The sequence below is a fragment of the Vibrio sp. 2-Bac 85 genome (assembly GCF_037546705.1).
GTDB lineage: Bacteria > Pseudomonadota > Gammaproteobacteria > Enterobacterales > Psychromonadaceae > Psychromonas.
Window position 1 is genome coordinate 37,163 of record NZ_JALAAB010000004.1, and the last position, 25,491, is coordinate 62,653.

At 37.3% G+C, this 25,491-nt stretch carries 20 protein-coding genes; 11 read left to right on the forward strand and 9 right to left on the reverse strand.

Annotated elements, in window-relative coordinates:
- Positions 1-160: 160 nt before the first annotated feature.
- Both MT390_RS05940 and MT390_RS05945 read right to left on the reverse strand, forming a co-directional pair.
- The gene (locus MT390_RS05940) at positions 161-853 is read right to left on the reverse strand and encodes a cupin domain-containing protein (protein WP_499440116.1); all 693 of its coding nucleotides are present in this window, start codon (positions 851-853) and stop codon (positions 161-163) included.
- 215 nt (positions 854-1,068) lie between these two features.
- Complete coding sequence (locus MT390_RS05945) at positions 1,069-1,695, reverse strand: glutathione S-transferase family protein (RefSeq protein ID WP_499440118.1); 627 nt, start codon at positions 1,693-1,695, stop codon at positions 1,069-1,071.
- Between the two features lie 200 nt (positions 1,696-1,895).
- Here MT390_RS05945 and MT390_RS05950 point away from each other — a divergent pair, with 200 nt between their 5' ends.
- Entirely contained in the window at positions 1,896-2,414 is a 519-nt protein-coding gene (locus MT390_RS05950; protein ID WP_499440119.1) for a TetR/AcrR family transcriptional regulator, read from the forward strand.
- Between the two features lie 252 nt (positions 2,415-2,666).
- Here MT390_RS05950 and MT390_RS05955 read toward each other — a convergent pair whose 3' ends face one another.
- Both MT390_RS05955 and MT390_RS05960 read right to left on the reverse strand, forming a co-directional pair.
- On the reverse strand, positions 2,667-3,479 hold the full coding sequence (locus MT390_RS05955) for a phytanoyl-CoA dioxygenase family protein (protein WP_499440121.1): 813 nt from the start codon (positions 3,477-3,479) through the stop codon (positions 2,667-2,669).
- Between the two features lie 209 nt (positions 3,480-3,688).
- Positions 3,689-5,104: an aminotransferase-like domain-containing protein gene (locus MT390_RS05960; RefSeq protein WP_499440123.1), complete on the reverse strand. Its 1,416-nt coding sequence runs from the start codon at positions 5,102-5,104 to the stop codon at positions 3,689-3,691.
- A gap of 287 nt (positions 5,105-5,391) precedes the next feature.
- Between MT390_RS05960 and MT390_RS05965 the strand changes: the two genes are divergently transcribed.
- Both MT390_RS05965 and MT390_RS05970 read left to right on the forward strand, forming a co-directional pair.
- Positions 5,392-5,583, forward strand: a complete 192-nt coding sequence (locus tag MT390_RS05965) for a DUF1127 domain-containing protein (protein ID WP_499440124.1) — start codon at positions 5,392-5,394, stop codon at positions 5,581-5,583.
- Position 5,584: 1 nt separating this feature from the next.
- Entirely contained in the window at positions 5,585-6,208 is a 624-nt protein-coding gene (locus tag MT390_RS05970) for a LysE family translocator (RefSeq protein ID WP_499440126.1), read from the forward strand.
- Positions 6,209-6,636: 428 nt separating this feature from the next.
- Here MT390_RS05970 and MT390_RS05975 read toward each other — a convergent pair whose 3' ends face one another.
- The gene (locus tag MT390_RS05975; RefSeq protein WP_499440128.1) at positions 6,637-7,320 is read right to left on the reverse strand and encodes a haloacid dehalogenase type II; all 684 of its coding nucleotides are present in this window, start codon (positions 7,318-7,320) and stop codon (positions 6,637-6,639) included.
- A gap of 279 nt (positions 7,321-7,599) precedes the next feature.
- On the reverse strand, positions 7,600-8,598 hold the full coding sequence (locus tag MT390_RS05980; RefSeq protein WP_499440129.1) for an NADP-dependent oxidoreductase: 999 nt from the start codon (positions 8,596-8,598) through the stop codon (positions 7,600-7,602).
- 262 nt (positions 8,599-8,860) lie between these two features.
- Between MT390_RS05980 and MT390_RS05985 the strand changes: the two genes are divergently transcribed.
- Both MT390_RS05985 and MT390_RS05990 read left to right on the forward strand, forming a co-directional pair.
- A complete protein-coding gene (locus MT390_RS05985) occupies positions 8,861-9,790 on the forward strand; it encodes a LysR family transcriptional regulator (RefSeq protein ID WP_499440131.1) in 930 nt (309 codons plus the stop codon).
- A 33-nt stretch (positions 9,791-9,823) separates the two neighbouring features.
- Positions 9,824-10,675: a hypothetical protein gene (locus MT390_RS05990; protein WP_499440133.1), complete on the forward strand. Its 852-nt coding sequence runs from the start codon at positions 9,824-9,826 to the stop codon at positions 10,673-10,675.
- Positions 10,676-10,888: 213 nt separating this feature from the next.
- Here MT390_RS05990 and MT390_RS05995 read toward each other — a convergent pair whose 3' ends face one another.
- A complete protein-coding gene (locus tag MT390_RS05995; RefSeq protein WP_299664614.1) occupies positions 10,889-12,232 on the reverse strand; it encodes an MATE family efflux transporter in 1,344 nt (447 codons plus the stop codon).
- A 257-nt stretch (positions 12,233-12,489) separates the two neighbouring features.
- On the opposite strand from MT390_RS05995, the gene MT390_RS06000 reads away from it, so the two are divergent.
- Complete coding sequence (locus tag MT390_RS06000) at positions 12,490-15,240, forward strand: bifunctional acetate--CoA ligase family protein/GNAT family N-acetyltransferase (RefSeq protein WP_499440136.1); 2,751 nt, start codon at positions 12,490-12,492, stop codon at positions 15,238-15,240.
- 189 nt (positions 15,241-15,429) lie between these two features.
- Complete coding sequence (gene pepN, locus MT390_RS06005) at positions 15,430-18,045, forward strand: aminopeptidase N (RefSeq protein ID WP_499440364.1); 2,616 nt, start codon at positions 15,430-15,432, stop codon at positions 18,043-18,045.
- A 126-nt stretch (positions 18,046-18,171) separates the two neighbouring features.
- Here pepN and MT390_RS06010 read toward each other — a convergent pair whose 3' ends face one another.
- Both MT390_RS06010 and MT390_RS06015 read right to left on the reverse strand, forming a co-directional pair.
- Complete coding sequence (locus MT390_RS06010; RefSeq protein ID WP_499440137.1) at positions 18,172-18,807, reverse strand: outer membrane beta-barrel protein; 636 nt, start codon at positions 18,805-18,807, stop codon at positions 18,172-18,174.
- A 569-nt stretch (positions 18,808-19,376) separates the two neighbouring features.
- Positions 19,377-19,895: a DUF2062 domain-containing protein gene (locus tag MT390_RS06015; protein ID WP_166369097.1), complete on the reverse strand. Its 519-nt coding sequence runs from the start codon at positions 19,893-19,895 to the stop codon at positions 19,377-19,379.
- A 33-nt stretch (positions 19,896-19,928) separates the two neighbouring features.
- On the opposite strand from MT390_RS06015, the gene MT390_RS06020 reads away from it, so the two are divergent.
- From MT390_RS06020 to MT390_RS06035, 4 genes are read left to right on the forward strand one after another with little or no spacing between them, the layout of a single operon-like run.
- On the forward strand, positions 19,929-22,571 hold the full coding sequence (locus tag MT390_RS06020) for a DNA internalization-related competence protein ComEC/Rec2 (protein WP_499440139.1): 2,643 nt from the start codon (positions 19,929-19,931) through the stop codon (positions 22,569-22,571).
- 20 nt (positions 22,572-22,591) lie between these two features.
- On the forward strand, positions 22,592-24,343 hold the full coding sequence (gene msbA, locus MT390_RS06025) for a lipid A ABC transporter ATP-binding protein/permease MsbA (protein ID WP_499440141.1): 1,752 nt from the start codon (positions 22,592-22,594) through the stop codon (positions 24,341-24,343).
- The gene (lpxK, locus tag MT390_RS06030) at positions 24,343-25,317 is read left to right on the forward strand and encodes a tetraacyldisaccharide 4'-kinase (protein ID WP_499440142.1); all 975 of its coding nucleotides are present in this window, start codon (positions 24,343-24,345) and stop codon (positions 25,315-25,317) included. The genes msbA and lpxK overlap by 1 nt, the downstream gene beginning before the upstream one ends.
- Positions 25,311-25,490 carry a Trm112 family protein gene (locus MT390_RS06035; protein WP_166369105.1) on the forward strand — a complete coding sequence of 60 codons (180 nt, stop codon included), beginning with the start codon at positions 25,311-25,313 and terminating at the stop codon, positions 25,488-25,490. The genes lpxK and MT390_RS06035 overlap by 7 nt, the downstream gene beginning before the upstream one ends.
- Position 25,491 lies beyond the last annotated feature (1 nt).

Below are 25,491 nucleotides of genomic sequence, written 5' to 3' on the forward strand. Positions count from 1 at the left end.
ATGTTTACTTTTTTGTACTTTACTAAAATGTAGATCAGTAAATATTTACCAGTTAGCTTTCACGTTAATTACTTATGATCTGAATCTAAGTGCTCAACGGCAACTGTGAATAGCTCTAATTTATAACTTAATAAATTCTTCATGTTGCATTTCAAGCTAATTATACTTTCTCAACCCGTTCTATCTGTTTATCAACATCGGTTAAGTGGCCTGTTTTTATCCATACTTTTGCTCCTTCAGGACCGGCTTTTGCATTAAACTCTCCCTTTACCGGTATTCGTAACCAACTGTGTTTTATTAATTTATCGTTCTGCTCTAATAATGCGCCTGCGAGTACTAGTAACTCTGCACCTCCCTCAACCTTCATATTGACTTCACTATCAGGCGAAAAATACAACAAACTTACCTCTTCATAATTATCTTTGTAAAGTGGGGTTAGATAGACTCCTTTATGATCAGGGTGTGCAACTTGCCCCATAAATTGTGTTTGTAATCGCACATGAGTTCTATCTTCAGGTTGAAATTGCCACAACTTAACTAACATTATGCAACCTGTTTCTGAACGAGGTTGGTGTTTAGATTGTGGGGAATTTCTTATATATGAGCCCGTTGGAAAACTACCATGTTCATCTTGAAATGTGCCTTCAAGTACCAGAAATTCTTCACCACCTGTATGTACATGTGCAGAAAATTCACTTCCAGGTGCGTAGCGTACGATAGTAGTCGCTCGAGCAACTTCATCTCCAACTCTATCAAGCGGTCTTCTATTAACACCTATCATCGGAGATGACAGCCATTCAAGTGATTCGCTATGTACAACTTTACGTTGGCTAAAATCTGCTGATATTTTCATTTTCATTCCTATTTTCGATTCTTAAATTAAACCAATCATAATAGCGATGCACCTATTTTACTGGCTTGAATCACTTTTTTTGTTATTTTTTACATGTAAAACATGTGTTTACGTTAGTTTAAATATCTAATAAAAAGTAAGGCATACTAACTATGTTAGCTAATATAGTTAGTATCATTGGTATTAAAATACTGGTATGAAAAAATCGTTAAAGATCAACATACCGTCATAACACTTGCTCGTTTTGACAGCTTTTCTTGCCATTGGAGTAAAGATGTTAATTCACTAGGGATAGAAATTTGTGCGAACCCTGCAAAAATCAACCCTGCAAATAACGTGATATCGGCGACAGTAAAGGTATCGCCGGCGACATAATCTGATTTTGCTAATACGTTATTGAAATAAACCATATTGTGTAGTGCTTTTTTACCTTGCTTCTGACCCCATTCTGCATTTTGATAGGTTTCTAATGTTGGACCTAAGCCATCGGTTGCATGATGAAAGTATGTAGCAGCTGCATCCAATACATTTTCCTCTGCACGTTTTTGCATCATACTAATTACTGCACGTTGTTTTGGCGTTGTACCGGTTAATGAAGTGCCAGAAAATTCTGCATCAATGTACTCAATGATGGCGGAACATTCTGAGATATAAGTGCCATCATCTAATTCAAGCAGTGGAACAGTGCCCTGCGGATTCTTCTCTAAAAAGGCGTCGCTACGGTGTTCGCCATTCATTATATCAACTGGGATGAACTCAACCTTATCTAGCGCATTTTTTTCTGCTAAAGCAATACGAACACGAAGGGGATTAGGGAAGTTTGCTACGTCATAAATTTTCATGGGGTTTCCTTTATAAGTTTATACTACAATGTTTTTACATTGCCTATCTACCGATAGGTAGGTTATATTATGAAGTTTACCTCAAGTCAACATTTAAAATAATATGAGTTAACAATAGAATGCAGCTAAAGCATTAAAACCCCTTGTAAATAAGGATCAACTGGCCGATAATTTCTTTCTAATTAATAGGAAATTTGAGAATGAGTAAAAAAGAAGCACTTTTAAAAGCGGCGGAAAATAAAGTTCGTCTTGGTGGTTATAATAATTTTAGCTTTAGAGAGCTGGCGACTGAAGTCGGCATTAAAAGTGCCAGTGTGCATTACCATTTTCCAACTAAAGCTGATTTAGGTGCCGCGCTTGCTTATCAATATACTAATTCTTTTTTATCTGCATTAGGTGAGCCTAACGAGATTAAAGAAAAAGGCCAAAATCCTATTGATATTTATACTGACCTTTTTCGACAGGCACTTTTAGAGGATGACAAAATGTGTCTATGTGGTTTATTAGGTGCTCAAAGTGAAAGTTTACCCGATAAAGTGCGTTTAGAAGTTAAACGTTTTTTCGAACTAAATTTATCTTGGTTGCGAACAGCACATAGCGCAAATAATGAACAAGATCCAGCTTATGCAGCTATCATGACAATGAGTGTGTTGGAAGGAGGAATGATGATCAGTAAGGCACTGAATGATCATAGTTATTTTAAGTTGTTAACTAAATAACTTCAATTTTGGATAAGCAAAGCGATACAACATCGTTATTTCCGCAGATTTCTTCGTTAAATAATCTCTCAATAACCAGTTATTGCTTCAATAATTCGCCTTGAACTATGCAAAACTAACGGAACTGCATAACCAAAATAGCCATTAGCCCTCTGTGTCAGACTAGTTGTGTTAAGTAGTTGGCTTCTCCGGAATTAATTTACGAAACCCATCTTCGGAACTGATCCCCAGAACTCTTGTTAAGTGTGCTTTTTAAACGATAACTTCGTCGCTGTGGTTGGCTAACTGTAATGCTTTTAATCTTAGGGTGTTGTTAAATAAACTAGGGTTATTTATTTCTTTTAACATTTGTTGATTGGGCAAACAGTCATCATCAACATAATCTACAAAATCGCCTGCTGAATCAAATACTAAAATATCAAAAGCTAACCTATCTAAACCATATATTCCACGATGGATCATATCCGCAGAGAATACTAATAGATCACCTGCTGCTAATTCAATTTGTTTACCTGTCGATAAAGCATCGCTGCTAAATTTTCTTTTACGCGCTAATCGTACATCTAATTCTTCAGTGCTATCCCAGCGTTTATGGGACCCGGGAACAAGCTCCATACCTGGTTCGTCGAATAGTGGTACGCGAAGGTGCAAAACTTGTGTTTCTTGAATCGCTTTTTGTTGATCGGCAAGATTGTGATCATATTGACAGTCTCGATGCCAAAAGTTCTCTTGTTGTTGATTGTATGGATTAAAAAACAATTGAGTATTCATAAAAGCAGGGTGGTTAGGGATCACCGCATTAACAATATCCATTATTTTATTTGAACTGATAAAATTAAAAAGAGAAACTCGATCATCATCATTTAGATACTCACTGCCAGTAATGAGTGACGAGTTAAATGCTTCTTCTTGGTAAAACCTTTTATTGGCCTGCTTCCATGCATTATGAAAGGTTAAAATTACTTCTCTAAGCGCAGTTATTTGAGCATCATTAAAATAGTTACGTATCACAAAGTAACCTTGATGGTCATATGTTTGTTTCATGTCTTGAGTGTTGTTGAACATTAACGAGCAGTGCCTCGAGCGAATAAAAGTATATTTAAGAAATAACAGATATAGCGGATATTAGTTAATGGCTAATTAATCATTGATTCTGAATGTTTAGCTAACTAAATTGCTGCGTATAATAACTGCAAATTAATTAAAATCAAAAAACTAATCATGCCAACACTGCAACAAAATATTGCAACAAAACATCCCAAGAAGTTACAAGCTTAATCCTGTTCTTGTTTAGCGATATAATGACCAAGTTGTTTTATACCCTGTTCACGTTCTAATTCTGTTTTTTCACTAAAATTAAGACGCATACAGTGTCTATATTTACCCGTAGCAGAGAATAAAATACCCGGAGCAATACTGACGCTACCTTGCTTACACTGCGTCGACAATTTGACCGCATCATAACGTTTATTCAATTCTACCCATAGAATATAACCTCCCTCCGGATAGCTGATACGAGTATCACTAGGAAAGTATTGTTTGATACATTGAATAAGGTGATCTCGCCCTTGTTTATAAAGTAAACGTACTTTTCTAGTATGCCGTTCATAACCGCCACCTTTGATAAAATCTGCTATCGCTAATTGTGGTAAAGTTGGACACATTGAACTACTTACATATTTTACGTGGGTCACTTTGTCTCGATAACGACCGGGTGCGATCCAACCAACACGGATCCCTGGAGCAACGGTTTTAGAAAAAGAGCTACACAATAAAACACGGCCATCCTCATCAAAGGATTTAATACTTTTTGGACGAGGAGATTGGTAACTTATATCACCATAAATATCATCTTCAATGATGGTAATATCATAACTCTGAGCGAGCTGATAAAGGCGTTTTTTCGCCGTTTCTGGCATGCTGTAACCCATTGGATTATTACAGGTAGGAGTCACTAAAATAGATTTAATTGGCCATTGCTCTAGTGCAAGCTCTAAGGCTTCTAAGCTTAATCCGCTTTCAGCATTAGTTGGGATCTCAATAGCTTTTAAGTTGGCGGTTTTAATGGCTTGCATTGAACCATAGAAACTCGGTGATTCAACGGCAACTATATCGCCAGGTTCTGTAACAGAACGTAAACAGACGGATAAACCTTCTTGGCAGCCGGAAGTGATCACCAGATCATCAGGGTGCAGTGCACAGCCCGAATAAGTCGCGAGCTTAACTATTTGTTCTCGTAACACTAAGGAGCCCTCAATATTACCATAGGGTAAACTCAGTGAGGCTTGGTGTCGCATCAGTGAGGTCATCTTTTTTAATAGTGGCGCTAAACTGGGTACTGTCATATCAGGCATTGCATGTTGTAGTTGTACTGTTGAAACATTTTCTTTGGCAAGCAGTACTTCTAGTACTTGTTGCCATTGTGAGACTTCGATTGGGCGTTGGGCTGGGCGAGAGGTCACTGGCAGTGTGGCAGCGATCGGTTTATAAGCAACAAAATAGCCAGATTTAGGGCGGGCTTCAATTAAGTTTTCCATCTCAAGCTGGTGATAAGCTTGTTGTACGGTAGAAATACTGACGCTATGCTCTGCAACCAGTTGACGAATTGAAGGTAATTTATCTCCGGCGACAAACAAACCATTGTGAATATTTTCTCGTAAGCCCTTTGCGACTTTATCGTATAATTTCATGCTATCCCTGCTTCCCTATTAATATCGATTTCAATCATTAAGTGATAAATCTTAAATTCAATTTATTGTTTCTAGCTCAATAGAAACGGACTGATACATTTATGATACTTCTATCTGTATTAATATACTCGTCAATATTAAATTATAACCATACAGTTTAATGCATTGTGAGCCATACAGTCATTTATATTGGTCATCTGTATCTATAAAGTAATTTTATTTGGATCTGTATTGAGTTGTCGGCTTGTTTACAATGAATATTCACAGTAATTGTTAAGGAGATGGGTATGGAGAATAAAATAAACAAAATAGGAAAGCTGATCAAACTTTATAAAACGCGTAAACAATTACAAAATTTACCTGATTTTATACTTCAGGATATAGGGCTAACTAAAGCTGAGATCGCACAAGAATTAAATAAAAATAAGTTACTTAATCTTGCTGCTAGCCATTTTCTCTATCTACTGAAGGGAGGCTAATATGGATTCGTCATTATTGTTGGCTATAGCCGTATTTGCATTTGTTATGTCGGTAACGCCAGGTCCTAACAATGTTATGTTGCTTGCCTCTGGCGCCCAATTTGGTTACCAAAGAACCTTACCGCATATTTTTGGTATTGTGATTGGCATTGCCTGTTTATTAGCGTCTATATTATTAGGCTTTGGTATTGTGTTTGAGCGTTACCCTGAGTTATATCAAGTATTAAACATCGTCGGCTCATTGTATTTATTTTGGCTTGCTTGGAAGATAACAACGGCATCTACTGAGGTTGCAACGTTAGCTCCTTCACAAGTTGATGACCAAGATATTAAGAGTAAACCAATGAGCCTGTTTTCAGCATCCTGCTTTCAGTTTGTAAATCCAAAAGCTTGGGCGATGAGTGTTGGAAGTATCAGTAGCTTTACGATTGCAGGAGAGCAGTATATTGAGTCTGGATTATGGATCATGCTCTGTTTTGCTATCACTGGTTTTGTTGCAATTAGTCTTTGGGCTTATCTCGGTGTAACCATTTCTCAACTATTAACCACGCCAAAACGTAAAAAATACTTTAACTATGTAATGGGTGGGTTGACAGTAGGCACGCTATTTTTCATTTTAAATTAGTTTAAATAGCACATTATTATTCGACTCAAGATCAAGAATTAACTGTAGTAGCAATATTCATATATAACTACTTTTACTGTTACCATTCTAACAATGACTATTATTGCTAGTATCATTAAAACGGTTTTTTCTTTGAGTCTTGGGTTTAAATCATAAATAAATTATGTGCAGGAAATATGATGTGAATGTTAGACGCTATAAAACAGTATTGAGTATTTGCAATAATATTCTTGAAATATAAAACCACCGATTCAGTTAAATACGAACCGGTGTTTTTTACTAAAGATAGATTTAATCAATGATTAGAGGCTATTTATTAATTTCTTTTATTGGCTTTTGTATGATTCCTTATTTCCGATTAGAAGCTTCCGAGTAGCAGCTTCCAATTAGAAGCTACTGATTAGCAGCTTTAGATTGCCTACTTCAAATTATTCACTCGCGCTGTCTTCTTTGATTATTTGCTCAACCACTTGTTTCATATTGGTGGCTTCAATAGCTGGTTTCAAATATTGCGGGTGATAAGGGGCACCAGAACGATCTATATAGGCCGCCATCATACCAGCGGACATTGCACCATGTGTATCCCAATCATGTGTCGCCACTAAACGTAGGGATGAAATAGGTTGCCCTAAGTGATTAGCCACAAATTTATAAACCTTAGGATCGGGTTTAAAGCTACCGGTTTCTTCAACGGAAACAACTTCATCAAAGTAATCCGTTAACCCTGCGTTTTGTATTTGTTTGTTAATTAAGGTTAATGATGAATTTGAGAAAGCAATAGTGCGGTAACCCTGCTCACGTAAATGTGTTAATGCAGGTTTTATATCATCATGAGCCGCTAGGCTAGCGAAAGTTGCAAGCAATTCATCTCGGTCACTAGCCGATAAATTAATGCCTTTTCGGGCGGCTATGTTATCTAAAATATCAGCGGCTAATGCTGCGAAACCAGTTTTTAATCCGGTTAATGAAGCTACCGTTGATGAATGTAATAGGGTAGAAAACCAAAGTGCGGTGACCGATTCATCACCAAAGGCTTGAGCAAACTTAGGTTTTAATAAATTTAAATTAAGCACGGTTTCATTGATATCAAATAATATGGTGTTGCGAGTCATCGTTATTCCTCTTTAGCTTAATGGTTTCAGTTCTTCCAATTGGTTCAGTTGGTTCTACTTTGAAAGTTAACTTAATTAATTATTTGCTAAACAATACAAATAAAAAGCCACACATGCAAAGTGTGCGGCAAATCTAAAGCAGTTACATTTGGGATTTGGCGATTACTCATTGCCAATTAAAATGTAATCTTCAGCCCGTGTTAAGCCCATAGTAACAAATCAAAGAGCTTTATAATTTAAGCTCTTTATAGTTCAAGTTTTTTATAATTTCAGCTTTTTTTATAATTTAACGATCAACTTGCCTTTATTAGCGCCGGTGCTGAAAAGATTCAAACCATCAATGGCAGAGGTTAATCCATCCAATAAATGCGTGCGATGTTTTATTTTTCCGGCCATCACATAGGGAGTTAATTTTTCTAATAACTCAGGTACTTGATGAAAGTGATCAGGCATAGTGAAACCTTGAATAGTAATGCGACGTTTAATGATATTTAACCAACTTGGTCCTGCTGCGGGTACTTCGTTGTGATAATCTGAAATTAGACCACAAACAACTACTCGCCCATGCGCATTGATTCGATCGAAGATTAAATGCTGAATAGGGCCCCCGGTATTTTCAAAGAATAAATCAATACCATCGGGTGCAGCGGTAGCTAATTGAGCATCTAAATCATCACTTTTGTAATTGATGGCAGCATCAAATCCTAATTCATTAACAATCCAATCTGCTTTTTCCTGGCTACCCACCACACCAATCACACGTAAGCCTTCGGCTTTTGCAAGTTGGCCAACAATAGAGCCTACTGATCCTGCTGCACCAGTAACGATTAGGGTTTCGCCTTTTTGAGGTTTACCTACATTAAACAAACCCTGTACAGCTGTTAAACCTGGTAGCGCGAACACTGATAAAATACTTTCATCAGGAAGGGGAGCTGTTACTTTGTTAAGACCTTGGCCGTCACTTAAACAGTATTCCTGCCATCCCATCATACCCATTACTCGGTCGCCAACGGTAAAGTCGGGGTGATTACTAACGGTGACTTCACCAATGCCAGAACTACGCATTACATCACCCAATGCAACGGGTGGAATATAACTATTAGTGTCCGGACTCATCCAACCAAACATAGCAGGATCTAATGACATGTAATTTTGCTTTACTAAAATTTGCCCCGGTGCAACGCTTGGTATTTGTTTTTGTACTACATCAAATAACGAAGAATCAATTGCTCCGCCTTGAGGGCGTTTAACTAAGTTAATGGCTGTAAATGTTGTCATTGTATGTTCCTTTTATTAAAGATTGAACGTATTGCTTGAAATCATTATGGCAACTTTAAACAGTAAGATATAGTAGCTAATTTAGCATTTACTATTGTCTTAAAGACAATAATAAAGATATTTAATAGATTGATAGCATCTGAACTGGATATTAGAAAATTCAATCCTGATCAGTATTCATTTCGTTGAGCAATGAATAGATATATACACATATAAAGTACCTTAAAAAGTAAGCCAAACACTAAAACATTTTAGGAATCTTATGGACCAGCTACGTGCCCTTAAATATTTTGTTCAAGTTGTTGATGCAGGAAGTTTCACTAAGGCTGCAGACGTATTTTCTGTTCCGCCTTCCTCTCTGTCTCGACGGATTGCTGATTTAGAAAAGAGTCTCGGTGCTACGTTATTAAAGCGTTCAACTCGCGTGGTGACATTAACTGAGATTGGTCAGCGTTATTACCAACAAGTCAGTGAAATTTTAAAATCATTGGAAATAACCGATGAGTCTGTGCGTTCATATCAAAGTACACCCATGGGAGTACTAAATATTAGTTCCACGGTTGGGTTTGGTGAACAAATTCTATTACCTCTGTTAGATGAGTTTTCAAGTTTGTACCCGAAAATAACCTTAAATGTTAATTTAAGTGATGAATTATCTACACTTGCAAGAGATCAAGTTGACATCGCGATTCGAGGCGGTTACGCCCCCGATGAACGTGTTGTGGCGATCAGATTAATGGATAATGATTTTATTGCCGTGTGTGCAGAAAGTTATATTGCTAGCTTCGGTTATCCTAATAACGCATTAAGCCTGCAGCAACATCATGGGTTGTATTTTAAAACCCCAAATGGACCAACACCATGGTTATGTGAAATTAATGAACAATGGCAGGATGTATCTGCGCCACCCGTGTTAATTTCTAATCATGGACCTTGGTTATTAAAGAAAGCTATTGCTGGTAAAGGTATTTTAATGATGCCTCGTTGGGCGTTAGTGCCTTATTTACAATCCGGTGAATTAATCGAGTTAGCAATAAAACCTGCTTTAGTCATAACTCAGAATCCTAATTTAGGCATATATTTACTGTATCAAAAACAACGTTATAAAGTGCCTAAGTTAAAAGCGGCAATAGATTTTTTGGTGGCAAGGATTAAAGCTTATCAAGTAGACTCCGGGCAAGTATCACGTTAAAAAGTAACCAAACTTATTAGTAGGCACAATTTAATGTCAGCATTTCTAGAGTTTATAAATAGTCTCTCGGTTGAGTGGTTATCTTGGTCAGTGACTCAGTTAGTTACCTTGTGCGGTCATGTGGGTGTGTTTTTTGTATTGGTAGGGATCCTCTTTCTTTTACAAAAATCGATATTGATATTTGCAAATAACATGTTAAGTGGCCGACTCATTTATATCAGTGCTTGGATTGGCACGCCTGTTCATGAGCTAAGTCATGCATTATGTTGTGTATTATTCGGTCATAAAATTCAGCGGATGGTTTTATTTAATCCTGACCGACGTGGCACATTAGGTTATGTGACACACTCTTATGATAACCGTCAATTATGGAAAGTGTTGGGTAACTTCCTGATTGGTATCGCACCTTTATTCGGCGGGCTGGGCTGTATTTATTTACTAACATTGTTAATGTTAGAGGATAGCGGTACTTTATTGTTTATAATCAAAAGCGCACTCCTGAACGACTTATATTCCCTTCAATTGCATTCGCTACTTGCTTTAAGCAGTGACCTTTTCTACTTCTTTAAAAGTGCTTATTTAACTTCTCCTTATCATGTTGCTACTTGGGCTTATTTATGTGCTGCGATCAGTTTACATTTATCTCCTTCAAAGGAGGACCTAAAAGGATCGTGGAGCGGGTTGATACTTTTACTGGTCATTTACCTAATAGTACAAGGATTTTATCAATATTTAGGTGGTGAATGGGATTCTGGTTTAACAGGGGGATTGAATTTATTATCAACGCTGTCTGTGATAGGGATTATCTTAGCCAGTTTGTTATTACTTTGTTTATTAGTCTATAGGATGACGTGGCAGTTATTTAAAGGGCTAAGCCCATTTTAACATTAAGTACAATTATGCATTAAGTACTTTTAAACATTAAGCCCATTTAAACCTTAAAGCAAATGTCGAAAGGTGATTTAAAAAATATTGGCATTGATTAAAGTATTATTCATCAATGCCAATTATTAGGCTTTTGCTTTAATAACTATATCGATCACTATTGCTATAACTTTAGTTTATCACCTTTTAAACTAACCACTCTTATTCGAGTTATTAGGCAAAGCGATGCTTTTGTACCGTATATAGGCGTTGACCTAATAGGATCGCAGCTACGGTTAAACCAACCGTAATACCTATCCAAAATCCTTTGGCTCCAAGTGGCGAAACTAACAAGTCAGTCATGCCTAAGATATAACCCAGTGGTAACCCAACTACCCAGTAAGAGATGAAAGTACGTGTGAAAATAGCCGTCATCTCCTTATAACCACGCAATGCGCCGGCTGCCACTACTTGTATCGAATCAACACATTGGTAAATAGCAGAGAAAAGAATCAGCGTAATAGCTAGGTCGATAACTGCTCGGTTATCTGAATATAATAAGGCAATGTTTTCTTTAAAAATAACAGTAGATAGCGCTGTTATTACCGACAGGCCTAAACCAATAGCAAGTCCTGCATAGCTGGCTTGTTTTGCCTCTTCGTTTCTTTTTTGGCCAAGATTAAAGCCAACACGAATACTAACCGCATTAGCGATACTCATTGGTAACATAAAGACCATGCTTGAGAAGTTAATCGCAATCTGATGGGAGGCCACAATATTAGCACCTAGCGGTGCAATTAAGACCGCTATTGCGGCAAAAATAGTGACCTCAAAGAACAAAGCAACGGCGACAGGCAAGCCTAACTTAGTGATAGACAATAGATGTTTAAAGTCGGGTTTTGTAAATTGTGTAAACAGAGGATAATGCTTTAATTTTCTTGTATAAAAAGCATAACCCGCTAATGCAAATGTCATCAACCAATAAACAATTGCAGTGGCGACTCCACAACCTGCACCACCTAAAGCTGGTGCGCCCAATTCACCGTAAACAAACATCCAGTTAAGTGGAATATTTGCGATCAGGCCTAAAAATCCAATCACCATTGCTGGTTTGGTTAGTGATAAACCTTCGATATAATTGCGCAGGGCCTGAAACAGCAAAAAAGCAGGTATAGCAAAAATCATGGCATACAAATATTGTACGGTGATCGACGCTAATAAATCATGAATATCCATTATATTCATTAACAAGCCGGCGTTAAATAAAATCACGGCTATTGGAATAGATAATAATAATGCTAGGTATAAACCTTGCTGCCCTGTTTTAGGAATTTGTAGCAGATCGTTTGCACCATGTGCCTGTGCAGTTAAGGGCACAATAGCCATCAACACACCCACTCCAAACAGAATACAAGGAAGCCAAATGCTCGATGCGATGGCTACTGCTGCCATATCCGTTGAACTTACTCCACCTGCCATTACTGTATCTACAAACCCCATTGCAGTTTGTGCAAACTGCGCAATAAATATCGGTAAGCTGAGTTTAATAATTTTTTTAGATTCAATAATAAAAGGCACAAATCACTCCGAGCAGGGCAAAAGGGCGAGTGTAAGCTTAGTACTCAAAGTGAGCAAATGAATTCGTAAAATATTTAAATGATATGGCTCTGATTTTGTTTAAAAAACACAGCAGGATTCGTTTTAAAGGGTAAACTTATAGCCGTTATATTTTCACTTTTATGTACATAATCTGTTTATTCCGCGGCTCATGATTGGCTTGTCGTGAATGATAGCAAATAGCAATTTTTTTAATGTTTATATGAGGCGAGTTTTCTATGAGTTTGCAGTTACTTAAACACTTTTTCAATCCGCAGTCGATCACCGTTATCGGAGCATCTATTAATGTTAAGCGAGCGGGTTATTTAGTGATGAATAACTTATTAGCTGCAGGTTTTAACGGGCCTATTATGCCTGTAACCCCTAAATATACCTCTGTACATGGTGTGCTTGCTTATAAACAGGTAAGTGACTTGCCAATTGTGCCTGATTTAGCTGTGATCTGTACTAATGAGTTTCGCATTCCAAAAATATTGGAGGCATTAGCGGATAAAGGTTGCCATGCCGCTATTATTGTAACCACCGAAAGCGACCATGTCGTTTCTACCCGTATTTATGATATTGCAGCGACACATAAAATTCGTCTATTAGGCATGAGTAGCCTAGGTATCATTAATCCACATAATTTAGTGAATGCTAGTTTAGCGCACTGTAATGCGCTACCGGGTAATATTGCTTTTATTTCTCAATCTGCTGCGGTTTGTACCACGGTATTAGATTGGGCAACCAGCAAGGGAATCGGTTTTTCTGCCTTTATTTCGCTAGGTGATGCGCAAGATATCTCCTTTGCTGAACTATTAGATTATTTAGCTAGAGATCCTAAAACCCAATCTATTTTGCTGTATATCGATAATATTGATAATGCGCGCGATTTTATATCTGCAGCACGGGCTATTGCACAACATAAAACGGTGTTGGTGATTAAATCAGGTAGTTCAGTACTTGGCGCTAAAGCAGCGGCGTTGCACAGTCGCGGTGATTTTGGCCATGATAGTGTTTATGATGCGGCAATTAAGCGTGCCGGCATGCTTAGAGTACATGATTTACACGAATTATTTGCCGCAGTAGAAACACTTGCCTATTCCAATTATTTACATGGAGAACGACTTGCTATTATTAGTAATGGCGGAGGCTTAGGTGTTTTAGCCGTGGATAATTTAGTGGAAGAAGGGGGCCGGTTAGCGGAACTAGACGACACAGTAATGGATAAATTAAATGCATGTTTGCCAGTGAATTGGTCGCATAACAATCCCATTGATATGATTGGAGATGCGGATCCTAAGCGATATGCTACGGCATTAGGGCATTTAATGGACAATGATAAAGTAGATGCTGTGCTGATCATGCATTCACCCTCTGCTTTATCTGACAGTGAAGAGACAGCTCAAGCAATTATCGATGTAATTAAGCAGCATCCAAAGCGTAAACAGATTAATATTTTAACCAATTGGGCCGGAGAAGAAGCGGCTAAACCGGCGCGACAAATGTTTGCTAATGCAAAAATTCCGACATTTCGTACGCCTAATGGTGCGATCACGGCTTTTATGCATTTAGTACAATATCGTCGTAATAAAAAGTTATTAATGGAAACTCCAACAACATTGCCTGATCATTTAATTTACGAAGCTGATATCGCTGCCGAGTACATTAAGCAGCGTTTTGAACTGCAGGCCACCTGTGAGTTTGCAGATCATGATCGACAACTATTGCCACAAAACGTTAAATTGGATACTTATTTTACTAAGCCTTTATTAGACGCCTATCATCTTAATACCATTGATACCGCTATCGCTAAAGATATTGAAGATGCTATCGAAAAAGCAAAAGTTATTGGTTATCCATTGGCGGTAAAAATTAATTCACCTGATATTCAGTATAAATCTCAAGTGCATGGTGTGATGTTAAACATTAATAACGCCAGAGAATTAGACTCTGCCTTAAATTCCATTAAATTACGTATTAAAACCGCTTTGCCTGATGTGCGATTAAATGGTTTTACGTTACAGAAAATGGTGGCGTCTGGACTAGCATTAGAGCTACGAGTCATGATCAAGCAAGATGCTATTTTTGGTCCCGTTATTGCTATTTCACAGGACAGCGATGCGCGTGATTTACAAACCACTTTAGAGAATGCAGTGGTTGCCTTACCTCCATTAAATATGGCGCTTGCACGTTACCTAGTGATTCAAGGTATTAAGGATAAAAAAATCAAAGTGAAGCAACATGCTAAGGACTTTGATATGCAAGCGGTATGTTTGATGTTAACGCAGATATCTCAAATGTTGTTGGATAATCCAGAAATTAACGATTTAGATTTAAATCCGGTATTAGTTTCTGGCAGTGATGTGATCATCGTTGATAGCCAAGTGAAATTATCTCGCACTAACGCTAACAATAGCGATAATTTAGCTAATCGTTTTGCTATTAGCCCTTATCCAAAGCAATTAGAAGAGGTAGTCACGCTCAAAGATGGTCAGAAGGTATTAGTTCGCCCGATTAAAGCTGAAGATGAAGTCAGGCATCAAACTTTTGATGATGGGTTAACCAAAGAAGATAGATACAAACGTTATTTCTCACAACGAGGATCAATGACTCACGAAGAGATGGCGATGTTAACGCAAATAGATTATCAGCGAGAAATGGCTTTTATTGCTGTGCGTTTAGTGGGTTCTGAAGAGCAAGAAACGTTAGCAGTGATTCGCGCTTCTACTGATCCAGATAATACCGAAGCTGAATTTGGGATGGTGGTTAGTTCCGAGATGCAAGGGTTAGGGTTAGGTAAAGTTCTGCTCAATAAATTAATTAGTTATCAAACATCAAAAGGTACTAAATATCTGGCTGGAATGACCATGCTGAGTAATCGAGGCATGGCAACATTGGCCAAAAAATTAGGCTTTTCTACAGAAAGAGATATAGAAGAAGGGGTGATTAATATGCATATGGAACTAAACAAAAGTCCTTCGGTCTGATTAGCCGAGATTACATGTTAGTTCAACCTATTAACATGACTAATTCAATGTTTAGATCATTGTGTGTCAAGATTCTATGCAAATAAGGCTTAGTAAATAGTAAGCCTTCTTGTATATTAAGCGTATTATTTCCCCAGACTTAAGAGTGTATAAATAATGAGCCAAGTCGACTCTCTCGTAGCAGAGAATATAGAAAAAAATCCACAAGAAAAACACCTAAGTGATTACCGTCCATCAGATTATACAATTACCAGTATTGACCTTGAATTCGATTTGTTTGATAACCAAACAAAGGTCAAAGCCGTTAGTCGTGTTGAACGTGTTAGCCAAGCGAGCACGCCTTTATTTTTATTTGGTGAGGCACTAAATTTAGTTTCTATTTTAGTAGATGATGTTGATTATACTGATTTTGAATTGGTTGAGGGAGGCTTGAACATTAACAACCTGCCCGCGTCATTTAAGTTAGAAATTAATACTGAAATAGACCCCGCAGCGAATCAAGCTTTTGAGGGTTTATATAAATCGGGTGATGCTTTCTGTACACAATGTGAAGCTGAAGGTTTCCGTCGTATTACTTATTACTTAGATCGTCCCGATGTGTTGGCTAAATTCTCGACTAAAGTGATTGCAGATAAAACGCTTTATCCTTTTTTGTTATCTAACGGTAATCAAGTAGACCAAGGTGAGCTCGATAACGGTCGTCACTTTGTTTGTTGGCAAGACCCATTCCCTAAACCTGCTTATTTATTTGCATTGGTAGCTGGTGACTTTGATTGTTTAGAAGATAGTTACGTAACAAAAAGTGGACGCGATGTGAAATTGGCTTTGTTTGTTGATAAAGGCAACTTAGACAAAACACAACACGCGATGATCTCGCTTAAAAAATCCATGCAATGGGATGAGCAACGTTTTAATTTAGAATACGATTTAGATATCTATATGATCGTTGCCGTTGATTTCTTTAATATGGGCGCGATGGAGAACAAAGGGTTAAATGTTTTCAACTCTAAGTTTGTATTAGCTAATTCCCAAAGCGCAACAGACCAAGACTATCTGGGCATTGAAGCGGTTATTGGACATGAGTATTTCCATAACTGGACAGGTAACCGTATTACTTGTCGAGATTGGTTTCAGTTAAGCTTAAAAGAGGGATTAACGGTTTTCCGAGATCAAGAATTCAGTTCTGATTTAGGTAGCCGCAGCGTTAATCGTATCGCTAATGTGATGACTATGCGTGACCATCAGTTTGCTGAAGATGCCGGACCGATGTCTCATCCTATTCGTCCTGAAAGTGTGATGGAGATGAATAATTTTTATACTTTAACCGTGTATGAAAAAGGTTCAGAAGTTATCCGTATGCTTCATACACTATTAGGTGAAACAAAATTCCAACAAGGTATGCAATTGTATGTGCAACGCCACGATGGTCAAGCCGTTACCTGTGATGATTTTGTTGCTGCAATGCAAGATGCAAGTGGTATTGATCTCACTTTATTTAAACGTTGGTATTCACAATCGGGTACACCTAATGTCTTTGTTACTGATCATTATGATGCGACTAATCGCACCTATCAGCTTACATTTAAGCAAAAAACGATGCCAACTGCAGACCAAAGCAAAAAGCTCGCACTGCATATTCCTATCGATATTGAGTTGCTAGATAGCAATGGTAATTCAATTGAATTATTAGCGGGTAAAAAGAATCGCGTGTTAAGTTTGACTCAAAAAGAGCAAACCTTTGTATTTAAAAATATTCAAAGTCACCCGGTGCCATGTTTATTCCGTGGATTCTCTGCGCCGGTTAAATATCAATATGCTTATAGTGATGAGCAGTTATTAGATATCATGAGCTTTGCTACCGATGAGTTCTCTCGTTGGGATGCAGGGCAAACCTTATTTAATAAATATTTAGTAAGTAATGTACGTGCCTTACACAAAGGTCAAACACTGTCATTACCTTCTATTTTCATTGATGGATTTAAATCTGTATTAGTTAGTGAAACATTAGATCCTTCTCTAGTTGCTGATATGTTTACTTTTACTAGTGAAAATGGTGCGCGTGAGCTGTTTGAAGTAGTTGATGTGGATGCTATTCATGAAGCGCGTGATTTTATGCTGCAAGAGATTGCAACACAGTTGCATGAGTTGTTTGTAGATACTTATTTACGCCATAAACAGTTAAAAGCTTATCAGCCCGATATTAATGATATTGCGATACGTAAATTGAAAAATTTAGCGTTAACCTTCATTGCCCGTGTTGATAAACAATTAGCAGATGAATATGTGTTAGCACAAATTGCAAATTGTAATAACATGACCGATTATCTGGGTGCGTTAACTGCCGCTAACAATGGTTTATTACCTTGCCGTGAAGCCGTTATGCAGGCTTTTGATGATAAATGGTTTGAGAATGGTTTGGTGATGGATAAGTGGTTTGCACTGCAAGCTAGCATTCCTTCAGATAATGCACTTAATAATATCGAAGTGTTATTTACTCATCGCAGTTTTGATTTTAATAATCCTAATCGATTACGCTCTTTAGTGGGGGCATTTGCACAGAACAATACTTATCGCTTTCACAATATTGATGGCAGTGGTTATGCGTTCTTAACGGATCAATTGATTAAACTTAATCGTCAAAATCCACAGGTCGCTTCACGTTTGATAACGCCATTAACTCAATTTAAACGTCTTGATAAAAAGCGTATTGAGCTAATAAAAGTGCAGTTAAATCGCTTACTCGCATTACCTGATTTGGCTGTTGATCTGTACGAAAAAGTGACTAAAGCATTAGCGCAAAAATAAACTTACATTTGCTAAGCTGTTATTTTAAAAACGCTCACTTGTAGTGGTACAGTAATCAAATTTGAGAAAAAGCCTTTCTAAATTAGAAAGGTTTTTTTGTAGAAATAAGAATCGAAGGATAGATCTTTAAAACTTGTATTCAATGCCCGCTAATAATTCTGCGTCGACATACAGATGATCAGAAGCATCTAATAAACAGCTACCATTATTACAAAACATCTCGTCACTGTTTTCTAAAAAGGTTCCATAAACACGTAAATCACTACGTAGTGCAAACTGCTCAGTCAATTGATAACGTATACCCGCTGAAACGCTACCAGAAAAAGCAAATTTTGCATCATAACGACTACCCGATGGATTAAAGTGAGTCGCACCCATCCCTAATCCAATGCTTGATGAGAATGGCGAGTTAGTTCTAAATAATATTCTGCCACCCACGTGTAGGTATTGCACATAAACATCAATATCGAAGTCATTTGGAGATGAGAAGTTTTGCTTACTATTAGAAAATATTAACTCACCCTCTGCGTTTTTAGCGTAATACCAGCCGAGAGAAATGGCCTGTGCGAGCTCAGAACTAATGTCAACATCTTGCCCACTGTAATCATTCTTAATATCTTGATTGAGACGAGCGCCTAAATAGCCTGTAATGGTCACATAATCGTTACTAGCTTCGGTTTCCGTGCTTAGGCTTTCTGCCAAAGTAGGCAATGAAAAAGTACTAAGTAGTAAAGTAGGCATTATGTATTGATACATTTTCATGGGCGTTTCCAATGTTAAAATTTTGAAGATCACCACTAATAACTGACTTTATTAAAAACAACTAAAGTTGAAGGATTAGGGCTAACCGATAATGAGTAAGCATTGAGAACAATAAAAAATATTCAATAATATTGACAATGCTGATGTAGAGATAGAATAAATTAAATAATCCATAAACTCGAGCGCTTTATTAGCGTTCAGTTAATACTTGAATTCAAAATTTGATAATTAGCTTTGAAGTGCACAAAATGAACCGAACTGTAAAATGTAATTTATTATCACAATGACAGCGTTCTATCCTATTATTCCAAGCTATCTCAAGCAAAAATTAAATTATCCCAAGACAAGAGTGAATGGATGTGTCATATCAATCCGCCCAATGCATTAAGCGAAATCACATAGGCTTGATGGCTATTTACTCTTCAATTTAAGTGACAAATGCGAGGGAATTTGAACCAAATATTGAGAATGAATATTATTTTAGCGATTGTCATCTAAGCTTAATGATATTTTTGGCATAGAATTTAATCGTTAGGTTATTACTTTAGGTTCAAAGTTTAATAGACAAGTTAACGTTTTGGCGTACGTTTTCTTTTTTTCCATTTCTGTGCAGAACTATAACGCCAGAATACGGTAAAGCCCCAATAACCAACAAATGCACTAATACAACCAAGAATAAAACAACCTAAAAACATAACCGGTGCAATGGTTTCTAAGGCATTAATAATCCAATGAAATGAAAGTTTAAAATGAAAGTCCATTAAAGGTTGTTGCAGGATAAATGCACCCAAACGATAGGCGCCATAAAACAATGGCGGCATAGTGAATGGATTAGATAACCAAACCAGAGCAACTGATATTGGTAGGTTCACAGAAAAAAACATCGCCACAAAAGTGGCAAGTAACATTTGAAAAGGGATCGGCATCCACGCACAAAATAATCCAACGGCAACCGCACCTGCTGCACTTCGCCTATTTATATGCCATAAATTGGGGTTTTGTAATTTAGCGCCAAAGTGTTTTAAATGCGGGTGGGCTTTTAATGTTTCTGGATTAGGGGAAAAACGTTTAATAAATTTTTTTGGCATATAATTAAACTTTATCTTTGTAAACGGGAAAAAATGAGAATAACAATATGGCTCTCAATCGCTGTTTTTGTTACCACTCTGTATTGGCCACAATTAGTCAATTATAGTGGTATATTCAGTTGTGCGCTGTGTATTTTTGTTTTTTTATGTTGGCCAAAGTGGCGGTATTTGGCAATTTTGCCATTTACAGCACTTTATTTTAGCCTTTTTAGTTACGTTAGTTTATTTGGCGGGTCTTTTGAATCCATTAACTATAAACCGCTACTTGCCAATGATCTGTTAGCAACACCTTTATTAGCAAAGGATTTAGCTCATCTGCAGTCAACTTCGCGTACTTCACTATCCAATTTTGAACCAGGGAATCATCAATTAGTAAATAATATTTCAAACATTAAGAAACATAAGCAACAAGTAAGTCAGACCTCTTCTACACTTAGCAAACAAGACAATACCATAATTGTCAGGGTTAAATCATTAATCAATACAAAAAATACTGGTTATTTTATAGCAAGTATTATTTCCATCAATGAACAACGTTGTGATTTTTGCCCATTAGTTGAAATGCGTTGGTATAAACCTAGCCTGCAAGTTCAAGCGGGCCAAGTGCACCAATTCAAAGTGAGGTTAAAAGCGTTACAAGGCAAAGCTAACCCTCATGGTTTTGATCGGCAAAAATGGCGTTATTCACAGCACATCGCTTACATTGCAAATATTAAACAACATATGCAAGTTATTGATAAGCGTATATCAATACGGGCAAGCTTATATCAAAAAGTGATGCAAGCTACAAACGAGCTGCCACAGCAGGGAAGTTTACTGGCACTTATTTTTGCCGATAAAAGTTTATTAAATGAGCACGAGAAAAGCTTGATTAAACAACTTGGAATTGCCCATTTATTTGCCATATCAGGATTGCACATCGGGTTGTTGTTTATATTTTCTACGGTTATTTTAAATGCAGTATTTAAGCAACTTTTACCTGTCAGATATTTAGGTTGGTTTTGCTGGCGTTTAGTGAACACGGTCGGGTTGTTAGTGTGTTTAAGTTACGGCTATATTTCCGGGTTTTCTTTACCCACAGAGCGTGCATTATTGATGTTGTTAATCAGTGTGTTAGTACTCTCAAGTAAACTGAAAATTAGTCTATTGGATTTACTTCTTTTATGCTTATGGATCATTTTATTGCTGGATCCATTATCCATTTTGAGCAGCAGTTTATGGCTATCTTTTATGGCCATGAGTACGATATTGGCATTTATTTGGCTATTGCAACGGCCTCAGGAAACTACAGAACAGAAAAATTCATGGTATAAGGTCAAATTACAACGATTATTCATTACCATTAAAGGTTTATTACTATTGCAGTTAGTTCTAACCTTATTTATGTTGCCAATTCAATTAATTAATTTTTCAGCAATTAGTCTTTATGCACTACCGATTAACCTCATTGCTATTCCATTATTTTCTTGGTTTATTATTCCATTAACGTTACTCGGTGTAATGTTTTTACTGTTAATAGAGCCCGTCGGGGTAGCTCTATTCTCAATTAGTGACCAATTTCTTAGCCATTTTCTCGATTATTTCTCAATACTGTCTGCGGGATATGTGACGTTATCTCAATTGCATATTGTATTGATCTTAACCTTCATTCTTTTCAGTTCATTATTTTTATTATTAAACTTGATACACCGTTTTTTTAATATCACTAAAACGAAAATGTGGTTATTACCGTCAATATTGTTAGTCTTTGTAGGCATTAGAGTTGTGGAACAAAGATGGCAAAATGAGCAACAGTGGCAACTAGAGGTTTTTGATGTTGGACAAGGCTTAGCAATCCTTATTTACAGTAATGGCCAAACTCTATTGTATGATACCGGGCCAAGTTATGGAGGTAGTTATGCTGTGGCAGAGAGCACTGTCTTACCTTATTTACAAACTCGTGGCATAACGCAGTTAGATTATTTTTTTATTAGCCACAGTGATAATGACCACGCGGGGGGAAGGGCAGTCATTCAAGATAACCTTGATATAAAAAAAGCGTATGCGGGTGAAGCTGATTTGATGAATCAAAATCAAAATCAAAATCAAAATCAAACTCAAACTCATAGTCACCAAACTAATAACCGTCTATCTAAAAAACATAAAAATAAGCGTCATACACAGTATCAACAGTGTTTCAGTGGGCAAGTACACCAGTTAGGTAAATTAACGTTGACTACCTTATCTCCTTCATCAGTAGGGAGTAATAACAATAATAACTCCTGTGTATTACAGGTCAGTGACGGTGTTAATAGGGTGCTACTAACGGGCGATATCAGTAAAGCTGTAGAACAAAAATTAATAGTCGAAAACCGTCAATCAATAGCCGAAAAAAATGTTAACAATTTACATGCTGATATTTTAATCGCCCCACATCATGGCAGTAATACCTCCTCAAGTTTGGCATTTATAAAGCAAGTTAACCCGCAATGGGTGGTGTTTTCCGCAGGGTACAAAAATCGTTGGCGTTTCCCTGTTGAGCAAGTGGTACAACGTTATCAACAGTTAGGAATTAAGCATTTAACCACAGCAAATACTGGATTTATTCGATTTAATGTGCAAAATCATCACATTGAAGTAAAAACTTATAGAGAAGATCTTGCCGCTTATTGGTATCATCGGCATCTTGCATTGTAAATGGCTTAATTGGTGTATTCATGACAGAGAATAAAGAAAACGGCTGGTCGATATTAAAGCGACTAGTGAGTTATATTAAAGAATTTAAATTGGCGCTATTTGGCGGAATTATCGGCATGATAGGTTACGCCGCAGTTGATATGGCGCTTATCTGGTCCCTACAGCCTTTAATCGACGATGGTTTCACTGGTAAAGATCCAAGTGTGCTAGAAATGATGCCTTATTTCGTTGTTATTGTTATTGGACTACGTGGTGTATCTGCATTTTTGAGTTCTTATTGTATGGCTTGGGTAGGCACACATGTTGTGATGAAGCTACAACGACAACTTTTTTCACAGTTGATACTGCTACCTATCTCATTTTTTGATAAAACCAATACCGGTGACTTATTATCAAAAATCACCTATGACGCTAGCCAAGTTTCTAACGCGGCCAGTAATGCACTTGTTAAAATTTTCCGTGAAGGTGCCACTGTTATTGGCCTTGTAGGGTTAATGTTTTATCAAAGTTGGCAATTATCGTTAGTGTTTTTTGTAGTTGCACCGATCGTGGGTATTGCTATTAGTATCGTTAGTAAACGTTTCAGAAAAATAAGTAAAAACTTACAAAATGCGATGGGCCTAGTAACCACGTCATCGGAACAAATGTTAAAAGGACATAAAGAAGTCTTGATGTTTGGTGGTCAAAAAGTCGAGAATGAAAAATTCAAAAAAGTCAGCAACACGGTACGTTCTCAAAATATGAAAATGGCCAGTGCAAATGCGATTAGTGTTCCTGTCATTCAAACTATTGCCTCATTTGCTTTAGCGTTTGTGCTTTATCTTGCTACATTCCCGCAAATCATGGATACGCTATCTTCGGGTACTTTTGTGGTGATCATCAGCTCTATGATGGCGTTAATGAAACCGATTAAAAATGTTACGCAAGTTAACAACGAAATTCAAAAAGGTATCTCTGCTAGTACCAGTCTTTTCAATATGTTAGACATGACACAAGCGAAGGATGAAGGAACATATGACGCTGAACGAGTGAAGGGTGATATAAGCATTGATAATATCGTTTTCACTTATCCTACGGCTGAAAAGCCAGCATTAAATCAAGTCAGTTTTGAAGTTAAATCAGGCCAATCTGTGGCGTTAGTAGGTCGCTCTGGCAGTGGTAAATCGACCATTGCTAATTTGTTAACTCGATTTTATGACATTGACTCCGGTGTAATAAGATTAGATGGTAAAAATATAGAAGAATATCGTTTAACCTCATTACGTAGTCAAGTTGCTATTGTGTCTCAAAATGTACATTTATTTAATGACACTATTGCTAATAATATTGCGTACGCCAGTGAAGGTAAATTCTCTGAACAAGATATCATTGATGCTGCAACTACTGCCCATGCGATGGAATTTATTAATGGATTTCCTGACGGACTGAACACTATTATTGGTGAAAATGGCGCGATGTTATCCGGTGGTCAACGCCAACGCTTAGCTATTGCTCGTGCGTTATTACGTGATGCACCTATTTTGATTTTAGATGAAGCAACTTCAGCACTAGATACTGAATCAGAGCGTCATATTCAATCTGCATTAGATGAGTTACAGAAGAACAGAACTTCGATTGTCATCGCGCATCGTTTGTCTACCATTGAACATGCCGATCAAATTTTAGTTATTGACCATGGTAAAATTGTAGAGCAAGGTACGCACGCAGAATTATTAGCACAAGGAAAGATTTATCATAGCTTAAACCAGATGCAAGCATCGGGAGAGTTGTAATGCCATTTTGGTATCAACAACCAACACGTTGGTGGGCATGGAGCCTATGGCCTTTTGCTTTGTTAATGCAATGTATTAATGTTATTCGTCGTTATTGTTATACTAAAGGTTGGTTAAAAAGTTATCAAAGTGCATTACCCGTTGTGGTGGTTGGCAATATCTCCGTAGGTGGTAATGGCAAAACCCCTTTTGTGATCAGCTTGTGTGAATTATTAATGGCACAAGGTTATAAACCCGGAGTGATCAGTCGAGGCTATGGCGGTAAAGCCAACAGTTATCCTTTGTCAGTGAGCATGGATACCACCGGAAAAGAAGCGGGCGATGAACCTGTTTTAATCCACAAACGTTTAAATATTCCGGTGGTGGTTGATCCAGTACGCGCAAATGCTGCGGCTTACCTTAATCAACATTGTGATGTTGATGTCATTATTACCGATGACGGTCTTCAACATTATGCGCTGCAGCGAGATATTGAAATTGTAGTCGTTGATGGTAAACGTCGTTACGGTAACCAGCATATTATGCCGATGGGGCCATTAAGAGAACCAACTAGTCGCCTAAATAGTGTAGATTTTATTATTAATAACGGTGAACAGCACGCAGGTGAATTCACAATGTTATTAGCACCATCTGCTGCTAAGAAAGTGAATGGAGAGGCTTCTTCTTTATCCGTTCAAGAGGTCAATGCCTGTGCCGCTATTGGTTATCCACCGCGTTTTTTTGATACCTTGGTAAAACAAGGTTTTAGTGTTAGAAAACAAGTGGCGTTTGCTGACCATCATCCTTATAGTGAAGAAGATTTCAAACAATTTGAATCTAATCTACCACTATTGATGACAGAAAAAGATGCCGTTAAATGTGTTGCATTTGCGCAACCAAATTGGTGGTATTTACCTATTGATGGACAACTATCCATTGACTTTACTCAGCCTTTTTTAGAAAAATTAAAACAGATTAAGGAATCAAAATGTTAGATATTAAATTACTGGATATTATTGCTTGCCCAGTGTGCAAAGGTAAATTAGCTTATGACAAAGTTAATAATGAATTAATCTGTAAATTTGATCATTTAGCTTATCCCGTGCGAGACGGAATTCCGGCTTTATTGTATGTTGAAGCTCGAAGATTGAGCGCGGACGAGGAATAAC